Origin of the sequence: Nostocoides sp. F2B08 (assembly GCF_009184895.1) — a bacterium.
Classification (GTDB): Bacteria; Actinomycetota; Actinomycetes; order Actinomycetales; family Dermatophilaceae; genus F2B08.
This window is the reverse complement of record NZ_WESE01000006.1, coordinates 129,624-151,594: the sequence shown is the minus strand read 5'-3', so window position 1 is coordinate 151,594 and position 21,971 is coordinate 129,624. Positions and strand designations below refer to the sequence as shown.

The window sequence follows — 21,971 nt, the reverse complement described above, 5'->3', positions numbered from 1 at the left end:
CGCTGCTCACGATGTGACCGGGTTCTCGTCGGTGCCGCCGGCCTGGGTCGCGTTGGTGATGACGTGGTCGACGAAGCCGTACTCCTTGGCCTCCTCGGCGGTGAACCACCGGTCCCGGTCCGAGTCGCGCTCGATCTGGTCGAGGGTCTGACCGGTGTGCTGGGCGATGAGCTCGGCCATCTGCTTCTTGATGTGCAGCATCTGCTCGGCCTGGATCTTGATGTCCGAGGCGGTTCCGCCGATGCCGCCCGACGGCTGGTGCATCATGACGCGGGCGTGGGGCGTCGCATACCGCTTGCCGGGGGTGCCGGCCGAGAGCAGGAACTGGCCCATCGACGCGGCCATGCCCATCGCGACGGTGGCGACGTCGTTGGGGACCCACTGCATGGTGTCGAAGATGGCCATGCCGGCGGTCACCGAGCCGCCTGGGCTGTTGATGTAGAGCCAGATGTCCTTCTCCGGGTCCTCCGCGGCGAGGAGCAGCATCTGCGCGCAGATGGCGTTGGCGTTGTCGTCGCGCACGTCCGAGCCGAGGAAGATGATCCGCTCCTTGAGGAGCCGGTTGAAGATGTGGTCGTCAAGGCCCAGCGAGGGGCCCTGGCCGTTGGCCAGGTCAGGGGAAGTCACGCGAGGTCTCCTCATCCGTGGGGTCGCAGCTTTCGATCGACCCTAACGCCCGCTCCACCCCGGATACTCCCGACTTCTCGCGGTGTCCGCCCTGGGCAGACAGCGGCCTGCGGCCGGTGGTCGACGCGGGCGGTCGTTCCGCGATCAGGCGTCGAGCCGCTCCGGCTCGGGCTCCGGCTCACGGACGGCGGGCACGACGAGGAGTGCGAGCAGCGCGAGTGCGCCCACGACGGACAGGGCGCGGAGCACCCCGACGTGCTCGCCGAGGAAGCCGAGCAGCGGCGGGCCGGCGATGAACGCCATGTACCCGATCGTCGCGACGACCGAGATGCGCATCGGTGCCCTGTCCTCCTCGTCGGCTGCGGCGGACATCCCCACCGGGAACCCGAGGCTGGCGCCCAGTCCCCAGAGGGCGGCTCCGACGAACGCGAGGACGGCGTTGCCGAAGACGACGAGCCCGGCGCCGACCGCGGCGACGACGAAGAGGACCCGCAGGACCGGGACCCGTCCGTAGGCGTCCAGCCAGCGGGTGCCGATGATGCGTCCCGCGGTCATGAAGCTGAGGAAGACGGCGAGCCCGAAGACGCCGGCCGCGTTGCTCAGGCCGTAGCCGTCGACGAGGGCGACGGCGAGCCAGTCGTTGGCCGTACCCTCGGTGAACGCGGCCGCGAGCACGAGGACCCCGATGAGCAGGGTGCGCGGCTCGGTCCAGGCCGAGCGCTGCCGCTCCGGAGCGGGTATGCGCTGGTCACCGGCGCCGTCCTCCGCGCCCGGGTCGAGGGCCTCGGCCACGCGGCGCGGCAGGAACGACCGGGTCGCCCAGAGCCCCATCAGGCCGAGCATGGCGACGACGACGAGAAGGTGCACCGAGACCGGCACCCCCAGCCACGAGAGCATCGCGCCGAAGAGGGCCGACGCCACGGTTCCGGCGGAGAACGCCGCATGGAAGTGCGGCATCACCGACACCTCGAGAGCGCGCTCGACGGCGGCGCCCTCGATGTTCATCGCGACGTCCCAGATCCCGACCCCCGACCCGGTGAGGAAGAAGCCGAGCATCAGCGCCGGCTGGGGCGCGATGACCTGGACCGCGACGGCGATGGTCGCCAGGCCGGTGCTCGACATGGCGAGCCCGAGGAGCACGGCATTGGCCTGACCGATGCGCGCTGCGATCCTTCCGGCGATCGGCAGTCCGATGACCGAGCCCACGGACAGCGAGAGCAGGATGATGCCGAGTGACTGCGGGCTCACCTCATAGGCGTCGCGGATGTCAGGGATGCGCGAGGCCACCGCAGCGAACCCGATGCCGGCGAGGGTGAAGACGACGAAAACCGCAATGCGGGCCCGGCGGGCCCGCATTGCGGTCTCGGTGTCGAGGACGTCGGCCAAGTCCTAGGCCTTCGATTCGGTGTCGTCTGCGGCGGCGGTGTCTTCGACGGCGGCGTCTGCGTCCGTGGTCTCGTCGCTCACCTCGGCGTCGACGACGTCGACCTCATCGTCCGGCTCGGAGTCCTCGAGCTCGTCGTCCTCGCCACCCGGGACGAGCGCGTCGAGGTCGACCGGGTTGCCGCTGGCGTCGGTGATCCTGACGGACTCGAGCAGCGAGGCGAGCGCCTTGCGGCGGGTGACCTCACCGACGATGGCCGGGATCTGACCCTGCTGGTCGACGGCCTGGGCGAACTGGTTCGGGTCCATGCCGTACTGCTGGGCCTGCATGATGAGGTATTCGACGAGGTCGCCCTGCTCGGCTCGCACGTCGTTCTTCTCGGCGAGGCTGTCGAGGATGAACTGGAGCTTGAGCGAGCGGCGGGTGCTCTCGTCGACCTCGGCGCGGTGCTCGTCGTCCTCGAGCCGACCCTCGCCCTCGAGGTGCGAGTGCACCTCGGCCTCGACGATGGCATCCGGGACGGGCACGTCGACGACCTCGAGAAGGTGCTCGACGAGCTTGTCGCGGGCCTCGATGCCCTGGCGGTACTTCGCCGCCTGCTCGGCCTGGTTCACCAGATCCGCCTTGAGCTCCTCGAGGGTGTCGAACTCCGACGCCATCTGGGCGAACTCGTCGTCGGCCTCGGGCAGCTCGCGGACCTTGACGGACTGGACCGTCACGGTGCAGTCGGCCACCTGACCGGCGCGGTCGCCACCGGCGAGCGGCGCGGTGAAGTCCTTGCTCTCGCCGGCGCTGAGCCCGACCAACGCCTCGTCCATGCCTTCGAGCATGTTGCCGGAGCCGACCTCGTAGGAGACACCGGAGACGGAGTCGACCTCCTCGCCGTCGACGGACGCGCTGAGGTCGATGGAGACGAAGTCGCCGTCCTCGACGGCCCGCTCGACACCCACGAGACTGCCGAAGCGCTCGCGCAGGGTCGTCAGGCGCTCCTCGACCTCGTCGTCGTCGGCGACGGCGTCGGCCACCTCGAGGGTGAGGTCGTCCAGGCTCGGCAGCTCGACCTCGGGGCGGACGTCGGTCTCGACCGTGAAGGTGAGCTCCTGGCCCTCCTCGAGGGGGACCTGCGTGATCTCGACGCTCGGCTGACCTATGGCGCGCACCTGCTGCTCCTCGATGGCCTGACCGAAGAACTGCGGCATCGCCTCGTTGACGGCCTCCTGCAGGACGGCGCCACGGCCGATGCGCTGGTCGATGATGCGGGCCGGGACCTTGCCGCGGCGGAAACCGGGCACCTGGATCTGGGATCCGATGGTCTTGTAGGCGGCGTCGATGCTCGGCTTGAGCTCGTCGTAAGGGACCTCGACGGTCATCTTGACGCGGGTCGGGCTGAGCTTCTCGGCGTCGCTCTTCACAGCAGGAACTCCAGGGTTGGGATCGGGTATCGGCAGGGACCCTGACAGGGGGTCGGGCCCGGGATGGAGCGGGTGACGAGAATCGAACTCGCGTAGCCAGTTTGGAAGACTGGGGCTCTACCATTGAGCTACACCCGCGGGCGCGGTCGAGCAGCCGTTTGGCCGCACTGACAGCAAGGGCTAGCCTAATGGCCGCTGCCGCGCTCGGTGAAATCGTCCATCGGTCCCCGCTTCGTCGGGCTCCACACGATGATGCGCCCGCTCGGCACCGGGGTATGGCGCAGGTTGGTAGCGCGTCCGCTTTGGGAGCGGAAGGCCGCCGGTTCAAATCCGGCTACCCCGACGGCGAGGACGAAGCGACGCGCCAGCGTCGACTTCGTCCTGCTGTCGGGGAGCCGGATGCCGGGAGACGGAGCGGACCACCCGACGAAGGAGGGCGGAACGTGACGTCGGCGTCCGGCTACCCCGACAGACCCGGCAACCGGTGCGTTGCGCCCCCCACCGGTGCGAGACATCACGCCGAACTGATGACTTCGCACCAAACGCGGATCAGCCAGGACGTGTCGCGCGGATGTCGTGGATGACGCGTCCGGCGCGCAGGCCCTTGGCCTCGAAGCCGTCGGTCGGTCGCCACGTCGGCCGCTCCCCCACGACGACGTCCCAGCGCCCATCGTGCCCCTCGAGCGCAGCGAGCGTGTGCTCGGCGTAGTGGTCCTGGTCGGTCGCGACGAGCAGCGCCGCGCCGGGAGCGAGTCGGTCTGCGATCAGGTCGAGAGTGAGCGCCGAGACGAACCGTCGCTTGGCGTGCCCCTTCTTGGGCCACGGGTCGGGGAAGAACAGGTGAACCGCGTGCAGCGATCCATGTGTCAGCCGGTCCCGCAGCAGAAACACAGCGTCCCCCATCGCGACCCGCAGGTTCGGCACGTCGGCCTCGTCGGCGGCCGCCATCATCCGGGCGACGCCCGGGGTGTGCACGTCGACCGCCAGCAGGTCGTGGTCCGGGTGGGTCCGGCAGTATGCGATGGCCGCCGCTCCGTGGCCGCACCCGATCTCGAGGACCAACGGAGCGACCCGCCCGAACGCGGCCTCCTGGTCGAGGGGACCCTCGGGGATCCGTCGCTGCGGGAGGAAGCGCGCCATCCGCTCCTGGGTCAGGGCCGAGCGGCGCCCGCGCCGGGCCGCGTACGAGCGGATCCAGTCACGCGCGGGGCCTTCAGTGCCGTGGACCGTCACTCGCGCCAGATGACGACCGCGGCGCGGTCGTCGGAGGATCCCGAGCGGGCGACGCGGCATGCATGGTCCGCCAGTCCGGAGAACCCGACGGATCGGCCCCGCTCGGCCTGGCCGAGCAGACGGTCGATTCCGTCGTCGAGCTCGCTGTCGCGGTCCTCGATGAGTCCGTCGGTGTAGAGCATGAGGGCATCGCCCTTGGCGAGGACACCCTCGACGCGGCGGTAGTGGAAATCGTCGACGATGCCGAGCGGCGGGCCGCCGGCCGGGACCATCGACCAGCCGCCGGACGAGGCGCACAGGTGCAGCGCGGGTGGGTGGCCGGCGGATCCGACGGAGTAGGCGCCGGTCTCGAGGTCGACGGCGACGTGGACCGCGGTGGCGAAACCTTCACGCCACTTCTGTCGACCGAGGAAGCCGTTGGCGGCACCGAGGAACTCGTCGGGTGAGACGGCCGACAGGAGTCCGCCGAAGGCGCCCGAGAGGAGCAGCGACCGGGTGCCCGCCTTGGTGCCCTTCCCGCTCACGTCGACGAGCGCGACCTCGAGACGCTGGGAGGACGGGTTGAGCGAGGCGACGGCGAAGTCGCCGGAGAACGAGTCACCGTTTGCGCTGTAGACGGCCGACTCGGCCGACCAGCCACGCGGCAGAGCCGGCAGCTCCCCCATCCGGCGGAGCCGGTCGCGCAGGTCGACGAGGATCCGGTCTCCGCCGATCCCCTGCACCCCGATACGCGCCCTGGACCGGGCCACCCAGAACATCAGGGACGCGACGGCGAGGAAGACGACGAGCGCGCCGAGGAAGGCCGGCTTGGTGTTGTCGAAGACGAACCGCGCGGACAGCATGGCGGCCAGGAGCGTCGCGTAGGCGACGATGAGATAGCGCGGGGCGAGGAACAGCCCGGCGAAGACGGCGATCGCGATGAGTGACGCCCACGGTGTGTGTGGCTCGTGGACCACCAGACCGTAGAAGGTCACGGCCGTCCAGATCAGCGTGATCGTCAGGACCAGCAGCTGGGTGCCCATGGGGCCGAGGGCTCGGCGGACCGTTCGCACGGTGCGAACGGCGGGCAGTCGCGCGATGCGCGCGTCCGTCGTCAGCTCGTGGTCGACGATCATTAACACACCTTCGTGACGGTAGCCAGGGACGAAGGTCATGCTACGGGCGCGCGCTGCCGAGCGAAAGGCCGTCGGACACGAAACGGTAACGGCGCCGAAGCGCATCGTTCGAGATCCGAGCCGGGTCAGGGCTGTTGGCGATGTATTCGGCGTCTCCGACGGTGCGCCGGAGTGACCCGCGTCCATCGCCCACGGCGGTCACAGTGCGCAGAAGTCACTCAGCGGGTTCGGGCAGTGTCCCGTCGGACTCGTAGGCGGCGATCATCGCGAGCCGCCGGCTGTGTCTCTCACCCTCGCTGAAGGGCGTCGACAAGAATGTGCGCACCATCGTGCGGGCCTGCTCCACGGTGTTCATCCGCGCACCGATGGAGATCACCCTGGCGTCGTTGTGCTCACGCGCCAGGCGAGCCAGCTCGTCGGAGTAGCACAGCGCGGCGCGCACCCCGGCGACCTTGTTCGCGGCGATCTGCTCGCCGTTGCCGGACCCACCCAGCACGACACCGAAGGAATCCGGGTCGGCGGCCACCGCCTCGGCCGCGCGAAGGACGAAGACCGGGTAGTCGTCCTCCGCATCGAACTCGAACGGCCCGTGGTTGACGACGTCGTGGCCGTCGGTCGCGAGGATGTCGACGAGATCGTTCAGCAGGTCGTACGCGGCGTGGTCGCCACCGATGTGGACACGCGTCATGGCCGCCCTCTCAGTCGGTCGTGTCGAAGATCGGACCGACGGTGCGAGTCCGCTTGAGCTCGAAGAAGCCCTCGGTCCCGGCGACGAGGACGCAGCCGTCCCACAGCCGTCCGGCCGCCTCCCCCTTGGGGGCGGGGGTCACGACGGGACCGAAGAACGCGACGTCGTTGACGGCGATGACGGGCGTGCCCACGTCGTCGCCGACGAGCTCCATCGCCCTCGCGTGCGAGGCTCGCAGCTCGTCGTCGACCGAGTCACCGGACGCGACGTCGGCGAGCTCGGCCGGCAGTCCCACCTCCGCGAGCGCCTGCTCGACGACGGCGGTGAGGTCCTGCATGCCCTGATGGTGGATGCGCTCCCCCATGGCGTCGTAGAGCGGCTTGACCACGTCGCGTCCGTGCTCCTTCGCGGCCGCGATGACCACCCGCACCGGGCCCCAGCCGTTGTCGAGCATGGCCCGGTAGTCCTCGGGGAGGTCCCGGCCCTCGTTGAGCACGGACAGGGACATGACCGACCACGTGACGTCGATCGGACGGACCTTCTCGACCTCCATGATCCAGCGGGAGGTCATCCAGGCCCACGGACACAGCGGGTCGAACCAGAACTCGGCGGCATCGCGCGAGGTGTCGTCGCGCGAGGTGTCGTCGTGCGCAGTGTCATCACTCGTGTCGGAGACGGAAGCAGTGCTCGCAGTCATGGCGCCCATCCAATCACGATGCACGTCGCCGTCCTGGCTCGTGGAAGGATGGCTGGGCCTTTCACAGCACCGCCCCGAAGGAGATCTCCACCCGTGCCCGGCACCAACCTGACCCGCGACGAGGCGTCCACCCGCTCCGCTCTCGTCTCGGTCTCGACCTACCGGATCGAGCTCGACCTGACCACCGACGAGAAGACGTTCGCGACGGCGAGCACCATCGCCTTCACGGCCGAGGAAGGAGCCGAGACCTTCGTCGACTTCGTCGGCGAGTCCGTCGACGAGATCGTGCTGAACGGCGCCTCCCTCGACCCCGCGGACCACTTCGCGGACTCCCGGGTCCGGCTCCCCGGACTGGCACCCGAGAACACGGTCACGATCAGGGCGACCGGCGCATACACGAACACCGGCGAGGGCCTGCACCGCTTCGTGGACCCGGTCGACGGCGAGGTCTACCTGTACAGCCAGTTCGAGGTGCCCGACAGCCGCCGCATGTACCCGGTGTTCGAGCAGCCCGACCTCAAGGCGAGCTTCGAGCTGCACGTCACCGCACCGGCGCACTGGCAGGTGATCTCCAACTCCCCCACCCCCGAGCCGGAGCCGACCGGCGCCGGACCCGACGGCGGGGCGCGCACGGTGTGGCGGTTCGCCCCGACCCCGCGGATCTCGAGCTACATCACCGCCCTGGTAGCCGGACCCTACGACGTCGTCCGCGACAGCGTGACCAGCCGCCGCGGCGAGGTGCCGCTCGGGATCTTCTGCCGCAAGTCCCTCGCGCCCTACCTCGACGCCGACAACATCTTCGACGTGACCAAGCGCGGCTTCGCGTTCTTCGAGGAGGAGTTCGACTGCGAGTACCCGTTCGAGAAGTACGACCAGATCTTCACGCCCGAGTACAACATGGGCGCGATGGAGAACGCCGGCTGCGTGACCTTCAACGAGGTCTACGTCTTCCGCTCCAAGGTGCCGCAGGCGCTCGTCGAGCGCCGCGCCCTGACCGTCCTGCACGAGCTCGCGCACATGTGGTTCGGCAACCTCGTGACGATGAAATGGTGGAACGACCTCTGGCTCAACGAGTCGTTCGCCGAGTGGGCCTCGACGACCTGCCAGGCGGAGGCCACCCGGTGGGCCGACGCGTGGACGACGTTCGGGACGATGGAGAAGGACTGGGCCTACCGCGAGGACCAGCTCTCGACGACGCACCCCATCGTCGCCGAGATCCGCGACCTGCGTGACGTCGAGGTCAACTTCGACGGCATCACCTACGCCAAGGGGGCCTCGGTCCTCAAGCAGCTCGTCGCCTACGTCGGCCGCGAGGCCTTCCGCGACGGCCTGCGCGCCTACTTCGCCGACCACGCGTGGGGCAACACGACCCTGGCCGACCTCTTGCGCGAGCTCGAGCGCACCTCCGGTCGGGACCTGCACTCCTGGTCGGCGGCGTGGCTGGAGACCGCCGGTGTGAACACCCTGCGCCCCGTTCTCGACATCGACGACTCCGGGACGATCACCTCGGCCGTGATCGAGCAGACCGCCCCGCAGAGCCACCCGACGCTGCGCCCGCACCGTCTCGGGATCGGTCTGTATGCGGTGGAGCGGGGGCGTCTGGAGCGCACCGACCGGATCGAGATCGACGTCGACGGCGCGAGCACGGGGGTGCCCGAGCTGGTCGGGCGACCCATGCCCGACCTGCTCCTCGTCAACGACGACGACCTCGCCTACTGCAAGATCCGCCTCGACCGGCACTCGCTCGAGACCGGCCTGACCTACCCGCGCGGCTTCACCTCGTCCCTGCCCCGGGCGCTCTTCCTCGCCTCGGCGTGGGACATGACCCGGGACGCGGAGATGGGGGCCCGGTCCTTCATCGACCTCGTCCTGCAGACTGTCCCCGGCGAGACCGACTCGACCCTGCTGCGCACCCTCATCCAGCAGCTGCAGACGGCGCTGTTCTCGTATGTCGAGCCGGCCCGCCGCGAGGAGACCCGGGTCCGGGTGCGTGACGCGTTCTGGCAGCTCGCGACCGAAGCCGAGCCGGGCAGCGACGCCCAGCTGCAGCTCGTGATGGCCTCCTGCGCGGTGACCGGCCAGGGCGACGACACCTCGTTCGCCGCCGCCCTGCTTGACGGCTCGCGCACCCTCGAGGGCCTCGTCGTCGACTTCGAGATGCGCTGGACGCTGCTCACCGCGATGACCGCCGCCGGGAACGCCGACGCCGACGCCATCCGGGACGAGCGCGAGCGCGAGGACACCGCCACCGGCCGTGAGCGCGCGGCGCGGGCCCGGGCCGCCCGCCCGACCGCGCCGGCCAAGGCCGAGGCGTGGGAGGCCGCGGTCGTCGGCAACGACCTGCCCAATGCCGTCGTCGGCGCGATCGCGCTCGGCTTCGGGCGTCCCGGCGCGGACCCGGAGCTCCTGCGCCCCTACATCGGGCGCTTCCACGACATGCTCCAGCACGTCGAGGAGAAGGGTTCGCACGCCATCCTCGAGGCTGTCGTCCAGGGCTTCTACCCCCGGGCGCTGGCCTCGCGTGAGCTCGTCGAGGCCACCGACGCGTGGCTCGCCGAGCACACCGAGGCCGAGCCGTCCCTGCGGCGCCTCGTCACCGAGAACCGTGACCCCGTCGAACGCGCGCTGCGCGCCCAGGAGAGGGACGCGGAGGACTCATGACAATCGAGATCGCGACCGTCCAGGAGTGGCTCATCACGGTCGGGCTGCGGATCGTCCTCGTCATCGTGGCCGCGATCGTCGGCCGGTGGCTGCTGCACCGGGCCATCGGCCGGATCGTCGCGACGGTCACGGCGCGCAATCGACGGGCGGACGAGGAGCGGCCCGAGCGAGCCGCCGTCAACCCGGACCGGCAGAACCAGCGGATCAGCACGCTGGGATCGCTCCTGCGATCCATCACCACCTTCACCATCGCGACGATCGCGGTCCTCACCGTGATGGCGCTCCTCGGCCTCCCGCTCGGGCCCGTCCTGGCCTCCGCCGGCGTCGGTGGCGTCGCCCTCGGTTTCGGTGCCCAGAGCCTGGTCAAGGACTTCCTGTCCGGCGTCTTCATGATCTTCGAGGACCAGTACGGCGTCGGTGACGTCATCGACACCGGCGAGGCGATCGGCACCGTCGAAGAAGTCGGCTTGCGGATCACTCGGCTGCGCGACGCCAACGGCGTCGTGTGGTACATCCGCAACGGCGAGGTCATCCGGATCGGCAACCGGTCGCAGGGCTGGTCCGTGGCGATGGTCGACACCTCGGTGTCCTACGCCGAGAACGCCGAGCGCGTCATCGCCATCATCGAGCGCGTCGCGCACGAGCTCGACACCGACCCGGCGTGGCGGAGCAAGCTGCTCGAGGAGCCCAACGTCGTCGGCGTCGAGTCCATCGTCGGCACGACCATGACGATCCGCACCTTCGCCAAGTGCGCCGCCAACGAGCACTTCGGCGTCCAGCGCGAGCTCCGCGAGCGCATCAAGGCCGCCCTCGACGAGGGGGGCGTCCAGCCTCCACCTCCGCCGCTCACGACCCAGGGTGCGGGAGCGTGAGCGAGGAGTCGTTCTACGAGCAGGTCGGCGGCGCGCCCACGTTCGAGAAGCTCGTCCACGAGTTCTACCGGGGCGTGGCCGGGGACGAGGCTTTGCGCGCGCTCTACCCCGAGCAGGACCTCGCTCCCGCCGAGCGCAGGCTGCGGATGTTCCTCGAGCAGTACTTCGGCGGTCCGCGCACCTACAGCGACGAGCGGGGACACCCGAGACTGCGTATGCGGCACGCGCCCTACCCGGTCACGCTCGACATGCGCGACCGCTGGCTGCGTCACATGGTCGAGGCGGTCGAGCGGGTCGACCTGCCCGAGGCGCACCGCGAGGCGATGCTCGACTACTTTCTCCGGGCGGCGCACATGCTCGTCAACACCGCCGACTCCGCGACAGCCCACGGCCAGACGCGCCACGGCACGACACCTCACGGCACAGCCCCCGATAACCCATGACCGCCCGGCGGTCCCGAGGACTCATCCTCCTCGCGATCGTCCTCGTCTCGTTCACCATGCGGGGCGCGATCGCCGCGGTGCCGCCACTCATCGGCGAGCTCTCGGCCGACCTCGGTCTGACCCAGGCCGGCGCCTCTCTCCTGACGAGCCTGCCGGTCCTGATGTTCGCCCTCGCCGCCCCGATGGCGGCAATGCTCGGACGACGTCTCGGGACCGGGCGCGCAGTCATCGTCGGACTCGTCCTCATCGGTGTCGGCACCCTGGGCCGGGTCGTCGCCGGCGTCCCGACGCTGCTGGTCGGCACGGCTGTCATCGGCGTCGGCATCACGATCGCCAACGTGCTCGTTCCCGTCGTCATCAAGCGCGACTTCGGGCTGAGCGCCGGGAGGGTCACCGGCTACTTCGTCGCGACGATGGCGGTCGGCGCGACGGCGACCTCGGCGCTGTCCGTGCCCGCGGCCGAGCTGTTCGGGTGGCGCGGCGCGCTCGCGATGTGGACCGTCCTGGTGCCGGTCGCGATGGTCGGCTGGTGGCTCCATGTCGTGCGGCGAGAGGACCCGCAGAGGCGAGTCGCGCATACCGCCGACGTCGCGGAGCCGGCCCACGCGCACCGGGACGGCTTCGTCTGGCGGCTGCCGCTGGCCTGGGCGCTGGCGATCGCCTTCGGCAGCCAGTCCGCGCTGTACTACTCCCTCACCACGTGGCTGCCGTCGATCCTCGTCGACCGCGCCGACGTGACCCCGGGCGTCGCAGGCGTGGCGCTCGGGATGTTCCAACTGACCGCCATCCCCACGGCCCTGACCATCGCCGGGCTGACCCGGCTGCGGCGCAGCCAGGGCTGGATCGGCGCGACCATCGCGGTGTCGTGGAGCACGTTCCTCGTCGGGCTGATCGTCGCACCAGCCCTGTGGCCGCTGTGGACGGTCCTCGGTGGACTCGGCCAGGGGGCCGGGTTCACCTTCGTCCTCACCCTCATCGTCCTGCGCAGCGGGGACGAGCACGTCGTGCGGGCGCTCGGGTCGATGGGTCAGCTCGTGGGCTACCTCGTCGGCGCCGCCGGACCGTTCGTCGTCGGCTGGCTGGCCCAGACGACCGGCGGGTGGGCGGCCCCGGCCGGCTTCATGCTCGCCCTGGCCGCCGCGCTCGGCCTGGCGAGCCTGGTCGCCGGACGTGACGTGGTCGTCCACACGCCCCGCCCCTGAGCTCATTTGGTGTACGACCGGACGTCCGGAAGCATAGGCGCGGTGACCGACACCACGCTCAGCCCGAAGCCTGTGAGCCCGAAGCCAACGCCGTTGCACGCCGGACCTCCCCGCGAGGGAAGCGACGTCGCCTGGTGGCGGACGGCCGTGATCTACCAGGTCTACCCGCGCTCCTGGGCCGACAGCGACGGCGACGGCGTCGGCGACCTGCCCGGCATCATCGACCGGCTGCCCTACCTGCGCGAGCTCGGCGTCGACGCGCTGTGGCTGTCGCCGTTCTACGTCTCGCCGATGAACGACGCCGGCTACGACGTCGCGGACTACGAGGACATCGACCCGCTCTTCGGCACTCTCGAGGACGCCGACCGGCTCATCGCCACCGCGCACGACCTCGGCCTGCGCGTCATCATCGACCTCGTCCCCAACCACTCCTCGAGCGAGCACCCGTGGTTCCAGGCCGCGCTCGCCGCGGCCCCGGGCAGCCCCGAGCGTGAGCGGTACATCTTCCGCGACGGGCTCGGCCCGGACGGCTCCGAGCCGCCCTCGGACTGGCTGTCGGTGTTCGGCGGCCCCGGCTGGTCCCGGGTCACGGAAGCGGACGGCACCCCCGGTCAGTGGTACCTCCACCTCTTCGACGTGACCCAGCCCGACTTCAACTGGCACAACCCGGAGGTCGTCGCCGCCTTCCACGGCCACCTGCGCTTCTGGCTGGACCGGGGCGTCGACGGGTTCCGGGTCGACGTCGCCCACTCCCTCTTCAAGGACATGACGTTCCCGAGCTGGCCGTACGGCGGCGAGATGCTCGTCCCCGAGCACATCCACTCCAGCACCGGCCCGATGTGGGACCTGGACGAGGTCCACGAGGTCTACCGCGGCTGGCGGGAGATCCTCGACGAGTACGCCACCCCCGGCGACCCCTCGACCGACCGCATCCTCTGCGCGGAGGCGTGGGTCAGCCCGCCGTCGCGGCTGGCCCGCTACGTCCGGCCCGACGAGATGCACCAGGCCTTCAACTTCGACTTCCTCGAGGCCGGCTGGGACGCCGAGCGTCTCGGCCCGGTCATCGCCGACTCCTACGCGCGCAACGACGAGGTCGGCGCGCCGACGACGTGGGTGCTCTCGAACCACGACGTGGTGCGCCACGCCTCCCGCTTCGGCCTGCCTGACCCCACCCACCGGCCGAACGGGATCGGTCCGGACGACATCCAGCCGGACGCCGAGCTCGGGCTGCGCCGAGCGCGGGCGGCGACCACGCTGATGCTCGGTCTGCCGGGCAGCGCCTACGTCTACCAGGGCGAGGAGCTCGGCCTCCCGGAGCACACGAGGCTGCCGGGCGAGGTCCGGCAGGACCCGACCTACCACCGGACCCACCACGCGAAGCTGGGACGTGACGGCTGCCGTATCCCGATGCCGTGGACAGCCGATGGCCCGAGCTTCGGCTTCGGTCCGAGCGGCGACACCTGGCTGCCCCAGCCGGAGGTCTACGGTGAACTGGCCGTGGACCGCCAGGACGGCACGCCGGGGTCGACGCTCGAGCTGTACCGCGCTCTCCTCCGTCTACGCCGCGAGCGTGACCTCGCCGCCGGCTCGATCGTCGAGGTCGAGACGCCGGAGGGGGTGCTCGCCTACGTCGTGACCAGTCGTTCGGGGGTCCGCACCGGCCTCGTCCTGAACGAGAGCGCCGAGTCCGTGCCCGTGCCGTTCGACGGCCGGCTGCTCGTGCACTCGGCCCCGGAGATCGACCCGGCCACAGCACCGGCGGACGTCGTGGCCGCCGACTCTGCGGCGTGGTTCGCGCTGGACTAACGTCTGGAGCATGGCGACCGCTGCGGAGTTCGCGTTCTTCGCGGGTGCGGGGCCGCTGGCCCTCGCGCACCGGGGCGGCACGCTGTACCCGCCGAACGCGGGGATCGAGAACTCCATGACGGCGTTCCGCAACGCCGTCGCGCTCGGCTACCGCCACCTCGAGACCGACGTCCACGCGACCGCGGACGGCGAGGTCGTCGCGTTCCACGACCCGCGCCTGGACCGCGTGACCGACGCCACCGGAGCCGTCGCGGAGCTGCCGTATGCGGTGGTCGCCCAGGCGCGCATCGGCGGCACCGAGCCGATCCCGAGCCTCGTCGAGCTGCTCGAGGAGCTGCCCGACGTGGCGCTCAACATCGACATCAAGGCCGACTCGGCGCTCGGACCGACGATCGACATCCTCCAGCGGATGGGCGCCCTCGACCGCGTCTGCCTGGCGTCCTTCTCGGACAAGCGGATCCGCACGGTGCGCAGACTCCTCGGCGGCCGCGTCGCGACCTCGGCCGGCCAGGGGGAGATCGTCCGGATGCGGCTGGCACCCCGGCCCCTGGCCCGCTGGCTGCAGACCGAGGCGCCGGCCCTGCAGGTTCCCGCCCGGCACCGCATCCGCGGCCGCACCGTCGAGGTCGCCACCCCGGGGCTGGTCCGGGCGGCCCACCGTCTCGGCAAGCACGTCCACGTATGGTTCCACGGCTGGGACATCGAGGACGCCGCGGAGCTGCACCGGCTGCTCGACCTCGGCGTCGACGGCATCGTCTCGGACCGCATCGACCTGCTCGCCGAGGTCCTCGCCGAGCGCGGCCACGGGCTGCAGGGGGCATGACCACCCCCGGCACGTCGGACCGCACGACCCGCGACCGGCCCCCGCCGCGGGTCGAGGGGCCCTTCGCCCCCGCATACCGGATCGTCACCGTCTCGATCCTCGCGCTCGTGACGATGATCGCCTTCGAGTCCATGGCGGTCTCCACGGTGATGCCGGAGGTCGCGGCCGAGCTCGACGCGGTCCGCAGCTACGGGCTCGCGTTCTCGGTGCTGCTCACCGCCCAGCTGCTCGGCATCGTGCTGGCCGGCGTGTGGGTGGACCGGTCCGGGCCGCTGCCGGCGCTGTTCGTCGGGCAGACGCTGCTGGCGATCGGCTCGCTCGTCTGCGGCGCGGCGAACAGCCTGGCAACGCTGCTCGTCGGTCGCGCGGGCGCCGGGCTGGGCGCGGGCCTGCTCGTCGTCGTGTTCTACGTCGTCATCGGCCGCGTCTTCCCCGAGGACGTCCGGCCGCGGCTGTTCGGCATGATCTCGGCCGCGTGGGTCCTGCCGAGCCTCGTCGGACCGACGCTCGCCGCGTGGATCGCCGGAGCGCTCTCGTGGCGCTGGGTGTTCTGGGTCGTCGTCGCACCGATCCTCGTCATCGCGCCGCTCCTCGCGAGCCGCCGACACGTCATCTCCGCCGGCGAGGGGGCGCGTCCGAGCGGGCGCGACCGGGCCGCGCACGCGCGGGCGGCGTGGCTGGGTCTCGCCCTCGCCGTGGCGGCCGGGGCCATGCAGCTCGGGACCTACGAGCTCGTGCTCGAGTGGTCACCGCGCACCGTCGTCGGTCTGCTCGGCGTCCTCGGCGTCGCGGTCGTCGCCCCGATCCTCCTCCCTGCTGGGATGTGGGTGCTCCGGCGCGGACTGCCCTCGGTCATGACCGCCCGGCTCCTCTCCACCTTCGCGTTCTTCGGGACGACATCGTTCGTGCCACTCTTCCTCGTCAACGAGCGCGGGCTGAGCATCACCGTGGCCGGGCTCGTCCTCGCGATCGGCTCGGTCGGCTGGGCCAGTGGGTCGTGGATCCAGGGAAACCCGCGCTACGACGGCCATCGGGAGCGGCTCATCGTGCTCGGCGGCGCCGGCCTGCTCGTCGGCATCCTCGGCTGCGTCGCCACGGCCGCCGCCGGACTGCCGTTCTGGGGGGTTCTCGTCGGGGTCACGCTGATGGGTCTCGGGATGGGGCTCACGACGGCGACGACCTCGGTGCTCATGCTCGCTCTGTCGACTCCCGAGCAGCACGGCGAGTCGAGCACCTCGCTCAACCTCTCCGACGTCCTCGGCTCGGTTCTCGGCATCGCGACCGGCGGTGCGGTCTTCGCCGCCCTGCACACCGAGGCCGGCGCCGACGCGCCGGTGTTCGCGCTGATGTGGACGGTGACCGCGTTCGCCGCCCTCGTGCTCATGGTGGCCGGGCTGCGGATCCGGCGGGTCTGAGATCGAGGCCCGGCCGGCGGCACTCTGCCGTGTGTGGTGCGTTCTCCCATGTTTGGTGCGCTACAGCACGCCGAACACGCCGCCGAGCACCGGTTGAGGGAGAACATACCGGTCGACAGGGAACGCACCGGTGCCGTGGCAGCGCCGGGTGGCTCAGCGGGTCAGGACGTGCCCCCCCGGGCCGCTGACGCGCGTCCAGCGGTTCGTGCGGTGGACCGTCACCGGCTGCCCCGGGCTGAGGAAGCCGAGGGCGTAGGCCGCCAGGGCCACCCCCGACGGCAGCTCGACCGGGTGCTCGACCGGGTGCTCGGCGGCGCGATCGGTCCCGGCGTCCGCATCGGAGCTGCTGTAGGTGACCATCGCCCCCCAGACCCGCTGCTTGGTCAGCCCGGCGGCGGCACCGTGCTCCTTCACGGCGGCGGCCACCTCCTCCAGACCCGACCGGGCGACGGCGGCGAGATCGTCGCCGTCGGCGCGTCCCGCATACTCCCAGCCGCTGCGCGGTGGCGTGAGGGAGGCCCAGGACGGGGTGAGGTGGACCGGCGGCAGCGACAGCGTCGACCGTCCGGGGGTGTGGGCGGTGCGGTCCGTGATGGCGGCCGCGGGCACGGCGACGTCGACCCGGGTCGGAGTCGCGAGCGCGAACGTGCGCAGGCCGAGGACGAGGCCCTCGCCGAGGATCCCGCTGCCGGGCAGGACGCCGACCCAGGCGGCCAGCACCGTCCCGTCGGCCTGGAGGCGGACGGCGGCCTCCTCGTCGAGGGCACGCGCCCTGCGGGCGTAGCGGCCGAGGTCGGCGAGGGACGCCGCGTCGTCGAAGTCGATGGTCGGCTCGGCCGGGTCGCCGGGGGGCGCGCTCACCGGCGTCGCCACCGGAACGGGACCTCGCCGCCGCCGAAGGAGAGCAGGTTGTCCTTGACGTGCGGCGCCATCCGTCTCGGCCGGGCGGTCTCGAAGTCGTACAGGACGAGGGTCGTCTCCGCGCGGGCGTAGACCGTGTCCGGTGTGCGGTCCGAGCCGGCCGGCTCGCGCACCTCGTAGCCGACGTCGAAGCTCGCGGGCGTGATCCGCATCGTCCACATGCCGATGCGGACCGGCGCCTGGCGGAAGGTGAGCGGCGCGAGGTACTCGATCTCGTGGCGGGCCACGAGGACGCCCTCGTCGACCAGGGAGCGGTCCTGGCCGAACCAGTCCGAGAACGCCACGACCCGGGCGTCCTCGAGCAGGCGCAGGAACTGGACGTTGTTGACGTGCCCGTAGGCGTCCATGTCGCTCCACCGCAGCGGCACGTCGACGAAGTAGTCGCTCACGCCGGACAGTCTCTCAGGCACGGCCTCGCCAGGCCGCCTTCGGGGCACGGCGCAGCGGCGTCTCCGCCCGCCCATGTGGACGACGACGGGCGGACTGTCGGGACCAGCGCATACGGTGGGGGCGATGACTTCGACACTCGAGCTTCCCGCCGACCCCTCGACCGAGGACCTCCTGACCTGCGCCCGCGGGGCCCTGCACCGACTCGTCGGGGCGCCCGTCGGCACGGAGGTCGACTTCCGCGACGGCCAGGACGAGGCCGTGCTCGCTCTCGTGCGCGACCGGGCGAGGGTGCTCGTCGTGCAGCGCACCGGATGGGGCAAGTCGGCCGTCTACTTCGTGACGACGGCGCTGCTGCGCGCCGCCGGCGCGGGTCCGACGATCATCATCTCGCCGCTGCTCGCCCTCATGCGCGACCAGATCGCCGCGGCCGGCCGGGCCGGCATCCGGGCCGTGACGATGAACTCCGCCAACGCCCAGGAGTGGGACGACGTGCGCAGGGCGCTGGCGGCCGACGAGGTCGATGTCCTCCTCGTCAGCCCCGAGCGGCTGAACAACCCCCGGTTCCGCGAGGAGCAGCTGCCCGACCTCGCCGCCCGCGCGGGCCTGCTCGTCGTCGACGAGGCGCACTGCATCAGCGACTGGGGCCACGACTTCCGTCCTGACTACCGGCGGATCCGCGACCTGCTCACCGGACTCGACCCCGCCGTGCCGGTGCTCGCGACGACCGCGACGGCCAACGAGCGCGTCGTCACCGACGTCGTCGAGCAGCTCGGGGCGAGCGACGCCGGGCACCGCGACGTCCGCACCATCCGCGGCGGCCTGGCCCGCGACTCGCTCCGGCTCGGGGTGATGTCCTCGATGTCCCCGGAACAGCGGCTGGGGTGGCTGAGCGCCCACCTGGACTCCCTGCCGGGCAGCGGCATCGTCTACACCCTCACGGTGTCCGCCGCCGAGGACATCGCCGCGGCGCTCACCGAGGCCGGGTACTCCGTGGCGGCCTACACCGGTCGCACCGACCCGGCGGACCGGGAGCGCCTCGAGGACGCCCTGCGGCGCAACGAGGTCAAGGCGCTCGTCGCGACCTCCGCGCTCGGCATGGGCTTCGACAAGCCCGACCTCGGCTTCGTCGTCCACGTCGGCGCCCCGTCCTCGCCGGTCGCGTACTACCAGCAGGTCGGCCGCGCCGGCCGTGCGACCGAGCGCGCCGACGTCCTCCTCCTGCCCGGGCCGGAGGACAAGGACATCTGGACGTACTTCGCGTCCGTGTCGATGCCGCGCGAGGAGCAGGCCGAGACGGTCATCAGGGCGCTCAGCGAGGCGGGGCGCCCGCTGTCGACCGCTGCCCTCGAGACGATCGTCGACGTGCGCCGCACCCGCCTCGAGCTGCTCCTCAAGGTGCTCGACGTCGACGGCGCCGTCAGCCGGGTCAGCGGCGGCTGGACGGCGACGGGGCGGCCCTGGGTCTACGACGCGGAGCGGTATGCGCGGGTCACCGAGTGCCGCAAGGGCGAGCAGGACCTCATGGTCCTCTACGAACAGGGCCCGAGCTGCCGGATGGCCTTCCTGCAGCGGTCGCTCGACGACGACACCGCACAGGACTGCGGCCGCTGCGACCGGTGCGCCGGACCGTGGTACCCGACCGAGGTGCCCGACGCCGCGATCGGCGCAGCGCGCACCAGGCTGGCCCGCGCCGGCGTCGATGTCGAGCCCCGGGCCCAGTGGCCGACCGGCATGGACCGGCTCGGGGTCCCCGTGCGGGGTCGGATCCCGGCGGAGGAGGCGATGGCCCCCGGGCGAGCCCTGGCGCGGCTCTCGGACCTCGGCTGGGGCCAGCGACTGCGGTCCGTCCTCGCCGAGGACGCGCCCGCCGCCCCCGAGCTGCTCCAGGCGGTCGTGCCGGTCCTCGCCGAGTGGGGCTGGGCGGAGCGCCCGGTCGCCGTCGTCGCGATGCCGTCACGGCGTCGGCCACAGCTCGTCGAGTCGCTGGCCGCCGGCATCAGCGAGATCGGGCGACTGCCGTTCCTCGGCTCCCTCGAGCTCGCCCACGGCGGACCGACCGGCGAGGCGGGGGGCAACAGCGCGTTCCGTCTGGCCGGCGTCTGGGAGCGCATCGTCGTCGGCGCCGACCTGCGCGAGCGTCTCGACCGCATACCCGGTCCGGTCCTGCTCGTCGACGACGTCGTTGACTCCCGGTGGACCATGACCGTGGCCGCGCGAGAGCTGCGGCTCGCGCACGCGCCCGCCGTCCTGCCTTTCGCGCTCGCCGTCGACGGCTGAGGGCTGGCTAGGCTGGACCGGTGACCCGCTCCCCCGACGACGCCTTCCCCGACAGCCCCGCACCCGGGCCGCTGGAGGACCTGCTCGCCACTCTCGACCTCGAGCAGCTCGGCTCGGCCAAGGTCAGCGTGCAGCCCACCGAGCTGTCCGGCTCGATCCAGGTGCCCGAGACCTTCGCCGAGGACATCACGCTGTTCCGCGGCAAGAGCCAGAAGATGCCGCACGGCCGGGTCTTCGGAGGTCAGGTCCTCGCGCAGGGCGTGATGGCGTGCGGTCGGACGATCACCGAGTCCAACGGCGGCACCGAGCGTCGCCTGCATTCGATCCACGCGTACTTCATGCGTCCGGGGGACGACACCCAGCCGATCACCTTCAGCGTCGAGCGAATGCGCGACGGACGGTCCTTCTCCACCCGACGGGTGCACGCGATCCAGAACGGCGCACCGATCCTGTCGATGAGCGCCTCCTTCCAGGACCCGGCGGGCGGGATGGACCACCAGGACGAGATGCCCGAGGTCCCCGGCCCCCTCGAGGTGCCCTCGCTCAGCGACATCTACGGCGACCTCGACGACCCGCGCGCCCGCCACATCGCCTGGTCGCGGCCGATCGAGCTGCGGCACGTCGAGGGCAACCTGTTCGTCATGCCCGGGCATGAGCGGGTCGCGCAGAACCACGTGTGGATGCGGGCCATCGGCGAGCTCCCCGACGACCCGCTCGTCCACGACGCGGTCCTCGCGTACGCCTCCGACTACTCCCTGCTCGAGTCGGTCCTGCGGCGGCACGGGCGGGCCTGGTCCCACTCCGGCCTGCGGGCGGCGAGCCTCGACCACGCGATGTGGTTCCACCGCCATGCCCGGGCCGACGACTGGATCCTGTATGCCCAGCAGTCGCCCTCGGCCCAGGGCGGCCGGGGGCTCTCGATCGGCCGGATGTTCACCGCCGACGGTTCACTCGTCGCGACCGTCGCCCAGGAGGGCATGCTGCGGCTCAAGGACCTGCCCTAGCGCCTCGACGGTCCGGGCGAGCACGTCGGGCCAGGCGGTCGGGGCGAACCCGAAGGTCTGCTGCGCGGCCGAGGAGTCGAGGACGAACGGCCGCTCGAACTGGTGCCGCGTCTCGTCGAGCTCGCGGATCGTCGGCGACAGCCGCGCCAGACGCATGAGCCAGCGCGGGTAGGTCGTCACCCGTGGCGCCGGCCGGCCGACGGTCGCGGCGACGTCGGCCGCGACCTGGCGGACCGAGCGCGGCTCGGTCGTCGGCACGTGCCACACCCGTCCCCAGGACCGCTCGTCCGTCGCGAGCAGGGCGGCGAAGCGGCCCACGTCCGGGACGAACGACCACGAGTGCGGCGCGTCGAGGCTCCCGATCGGCATCCGGGCCGGCTTGCCCGCGGCGACCGGGCCGACCACGTAGTCGCCCAGAAGGCTGACCCTCCTGCTCACACCCGGGCCGACGTAGTCCGACGCCCGCAGCTCGCACGCCCGGACCCGGCCGGCCTCGTGCGCGGCGAGCGCGTCGGCCCACATCCGTGCGCGGATCTCGCCCTTGCGCCCCGCCGGACGGACTGCCGTGGACTCGGTCATCGGGGCGTCGACGCGGCCGTAGGCGTACAGGTTGGACACGGTGACCAGGCCGGCCCCCGAGGCCTCGGCGGCCGCGAGCAGGGCGGTGGCGACCGGCGGCCAGTCGCGCTCCCACGTGTGGTACTGCCGCGGGTTCGCCGCGTTGATGATGGCCTTCGCTCCGATCGCGATGCGAGTGACGGCCTTGCCGTCTGCCGCGTCGGCGGCGTCGGCCGTGACTCCGGCGATGCCCGGATCGGTGCCGCTGCGGCTGACGACGGTGACGTCGTGGCCGGCCTCGGCCAGGGCGGCGGCGGCCGCACGGCCGACGCCGCCGGCTCCGATGATGACGAACCTTCCCATGGTGGGGCTCTCCTCTGCTGGGTGCACACTCAAAGCGTGAACAGTGTTCTCTATGGCGAACAGTATTCACTGAGGTGCGA

At 71.6% G+C, this 21,971-nt stretch carries 19 protein-coding genes and 2 tRNA genes; 10 read left to right on the top strand and 11 right to left on the bottom strand.

What is annotated here, in order from left to right; translation table 11 throughout:
- Positions 1-6: 6 nt before the first annotated feature.
- The 4 genes from GA707_RS14440 to GA707_RS14425 all read right to left on the bottom strand — a co-directional run bounded on the left by GA707_RS14440 (position 7) and on the right by GA707_RS14425 (position 3,561).
- Positions 7-642, bottom strand: a complete 636-nt coding sequence (locus tag GA707_RS14440) for an ATP-dependent Clp protease proteolytic subunit (protein ID WP_152179146.1) — start codon at positions 640-642, stop codon at positions 7-9.
- A gap of 129 nt (positions 643-771) precedes the next feature.
- Positions 772-2,013 (bottom strand): MFS transporter, encoded by a 1,242-nt coding sequence (locus tag GA707_RS14435; RefSeq protein WP_226963814.1) that lies wholly within the window; start codon positions 2,011-2,013, stop codon positions 772-774.
- Positions 2,014-2,016: 3 nt separating this feature from the next.
- The gene (tig, locus tag GA707_RS14430; RefSeq protein ID WP_152179145.1) at positions 2,017-3,423 is read right to left on the bottom strand and encodes a trigger factor; all 1,407 of its coding nucleotides are present in this window, start codon (positions 3,421-3,423) and stop codon (positions 2,017-2,019) included.
- A gap of 64 nt (positions 3,424-3,487) precedes the next feature.
- Positions 3,488-3,561: transfer RNA gene (locus GA707_RS14425), tRNA-Gly, on the bottom strand.
- 131 nt (positions 3,562-3,692) lie between these two features.
- Here GA707_RS14425 and GA707_RS14420 point away from each other — a divergent pair.
- Positions 3,693-3,766, top strand: a tRNA-Pro gene (locus GA707_RS14420).
- A gap of 206 nt (positions 3,767-3,972) precedes the next feature.
- Here GA707_RS14420 and trmB read toward each other — a convergent pair.
- The 4 genes from trmB to GA707_RS14400 all read right to left on the bottom strand — a co-directional run bounded on the left by trmB (position 3,973) and on the right by GA707_RS14400 (position 7,030).
- On the bottom strand, positions 3,973-4,656 hold the full coding sequence (trmB, locus tag GA707_RS14415) for a tRNA (guanosine(46)-N7)-methyltransferase TrmB (protein ID WP_226963813.1): 684 nt from the start codon (positions 4,654-4,656) through the stop codon (positions 3,973-3,975).
- Positions 4,653-5,771 (bottom strand): PP2C family protein-serine/threonine phosphatase, encoded by a 1,119-nt coding sequence (locus GA707_RS14410; protein WP_193315344.1) that lies wholly within the window; start codon positions 5,769-5,771, stop codon positions 4,653-4,655. The genes trmB and GA707_RS14410 overlap by 4 nt, the downstream gene beginning before the upstream one ends.
- A 214-nt stretch (positions 5,772-5,985) precedes the next feature.
- Entirely contained in the window at positions 5,986-6,459 is a 474-nt protein-coding gene (locus tag GA707_RS14405) for a ribose-5-phosphate isomerase (RefSeq protein WP_152179142.1), read from the bottom strand.
- Positions 6,460-6,469: 10 nt separating this feature from the next.
- A complete protein-coding gene (locus GA707_RS14400) occupies positions 6,470-7,030 on the bottom strand; it encodes a disulfide bond formation protein DsbA (RefSeq protein WP_226963821.1) in 561 nt (186 codons plus the stop codon).
- A gap of 219 nt (positions 7,031-7,249) precedes the next feature.
- Here GA707_RS14400 and pepN point away from each other — a divergent pair, with 219 nt between their 5' ends.
- From pepN to GA707_RS14365, 7 genes are read left to right on the top strand one after another with little or no spacing between them, the layout of a single operon-like run.
- Complete coding sequence (gene pepN / locus GA707_RS14395) at positions 7,250-9,817, top strand: aminopeptidase N (protein WP_152179141.1); 2,568 nt, start codon at positions 7,250-7,252, stop codon at positions 9,815-9,817.
- Positions 9,814-10,689 carry a mechanosensitive ion channel family protein gene (locus GA707_RS14390; RefSeq protein WP_152179140.1) on the top strand — a complete coding sequence of 292 codons (876 nt, stop codon included), beginning with the start codon at positions 9,814-9,816 and terminating at the stop codon, positions 10,687-10,689. The genes pepN and GA707_RS14390 overlap by 4 nt, the downstream gene beginning before the upstream one ends.
- Complete coding sequence (locus GA707_RS14385) at positions 10,686-11,132, top strand: globin (RefSeq protein WP_152179139.1); 447 nt, start codon at positions 10,686-10,688, stop codon at positions 11,130-11,132. Before GA707_RS14390 ends, GA707_RS14385 begins: the two co-directional genes overlap by 4 nt.
- Positions 11,129-12,334: an MFS transporter gene (locus tag GA707_RS14380; protein ID WP_152179138.1), complete on the top strand. Its 1,206-nt coding sequence runs from the start codon at positions 11,129-11,131 to the stop codon at positions 12,332-12,334. The genes GA707_RS14385 and GA707_RS14380 overlap by 4 nt, the downstream gene beginning before the upstream one ends.
- Before the next feature lie 42 nt (positions 12,335-12,376).
- Positions 12,377-14,140, top strand: a complete 1,764-nt coding sequence (locus tag GA707_RS14375; protein WP_370460044.1) for a glycoside hydrolase family 13 protein — start codon at positions 12,377-12,379, stop codon at positions 14,138-14,140.
- Positions 14,141-14,150: 10 nt separating this feature from the next.
- Positions 14,151-14,963, top strand: a complete 813-nt coding sequence (locus tag GA707_RS14370; protein WP_152179137.1) for a glycerophosphodiester phosphodiesterase — start codon at positions 14,151-14,153, stop codon at positions 14,961-14,963.
- A complete protein-coding gene (locus tag GA707_RS14365) occupies positions 14,960-16,378 on the top strand; it encodes an MFS transporter (RefSeq protein WP_152179136.1) in 1,419 nt (472 codons plus the stop codon). Before GA707_RS14370 ends, GA707_RS14365 begins: the two co-directional genes overlap by 4 nt.
- A gap of 153 nt (positions 16,379-16,531) precedes the next feature.
- On the opposite strand, the gene GA707_RS14360 is transcribed toward GA707_RS14365, so the two are convergent.
- Both GA707_RS14360 and GA707_RS14355 read right to left on the bottom strand, forming a co-directional pair.
- On the bottom strand, positions 16,532-17,239 hold the full coding sequence (locus GA707_RS14360; protein ID WP_226963812.1) for a hypothetical protein: 708 nt from the start codon (positions 17,237-17,239) through the stop codon (positions 16,532-16,534).
- Entirely contained in the window at positions 17,236-17,688 is a 453-nt protein-coding gene (locus GA707_RS14355) for a thioesterase family protein (RefSeq protein ID WP_226963811.1), read from the bottom strand. The genes GA707_RS14360 and GA707_RS14355 overlap by 4 nt, the downstream gene beginning before the upstream one ends.
- A 124-nt stretch (positions 17,689-17,812) precedes the next feature.
- On the opposite strand from GA707_RS14355, the gene GA707_RS14350 reads away from it, so the two are divergent.
- Complete coding sequence (locus GA707_RS14350; RefSeq protein ID WP_152179134.1) at positions 17,813-19,966, top strand: ATP-dependent DNA helicase RecQ; 2,154 nt, start codon at positions 17,813-17,815, stop codon at positions 19,964-19,966.
- A gap of 20 nt (positions 19,967-19,986) precedes the next feature.
- A complete protein-coding gene (locus GA707_RS14345; RefSeq protein WP_152179133.1) occupies positions 19,987-20,970 on the top strand; it encodes an acyl-CoA thioesterase II in 984 nt (327 codons plus the stop codon).
- Here the strand turns inward: GA707_RS14345 and GA707_RS14340 are convergent.
- Positions 20,914-21,891, bottom strand: coding sequence for an NAD-dependent epimerase/dehydratase family protein (locus tag GA707_RS14340; protein WP_152179132.1), 978 nt, complete (start codon positions 21,889-21,891; stop codon positions 20,914-20,916). The genes GA707_RS14345 and GA707_RS14340 overlap by 57 nt on opposite strands.
- Between the last annotated feature and the right edge of the window lie 80 nt (positions 21,892-21,971).

Bases quoted from the DNA above. Each gene is read 5' to 3' on its own strand.
- GA707_RS14405 (WP_152179142.1), bottom strand. From the start codon at position 6,459: ATGACGCGTGTCCACATCGGTGGCGACCACGCCGCGTACGACCTGCTG.
- GA707_RS14365 (WP_152179136.1), top strand. From the start codon at position 14,960: ATGACCACCCCCGGCACGTCGGACCGCACGACCCGCGACCGGCCCCCG.
- GA707_RS14380 (WP_152179138.1), top strand. From the start codon at position 11,129: ATGACCGCCCGGCGGTCCCGAGGACTCATCCTCCTCGCGATCGTCCTC.
- GA707_RS14370 (WP_152179137.1), top strand. From the start codon at position 14,151: ATGGCGACCGCTGCGGAGTTCGCGTTCTTCGCGGGTGCGGGGCCGCTG.
- GA707_RS14440 (WP_152179146.1), bottom strand. From the start codon at position 642: ATGAGGAGACCTCGCGTGACTTCCCCTGACCTGGCCAACGGCCAGGGC.
- GA707_RS14340 (WP_152179132.1), bottom strand. From the start codon at position 21,891: ATGGGAAGGTTCGTCATCATCGGAGCCGGCGGCGTCGGCCGTGCGGCC.
- GA707_RS14350 (WP_152179134.1), top strand. From the start codon at position 17,813: ATGACTTCGACACTCGAGCTTCCCGCCGACCCCTCGACCGAGGACCTC.
- GA707_RS14410 (WP_193315344.1), bottom strand. From the start codon at position 5,771: ATGATCGTCGACCACGAGCTGACGACGGACGCGCGCATCGCGCGACTG.
- GA707_RS14400 (WP_226963821.1), bottom strand. From the start codon at position 7,030: ATGACCTCCCGCTGGATCATGGAGGTCGAGAAGGTCCGTCCGATCGAC.
- GA707_RS14390 (WP_152179140.1), top strand. From the start codon at position 9,814: ATGACAATCGAGATCGCGACCGTCCAGGAGTGGCTCATCACGGTCGGG.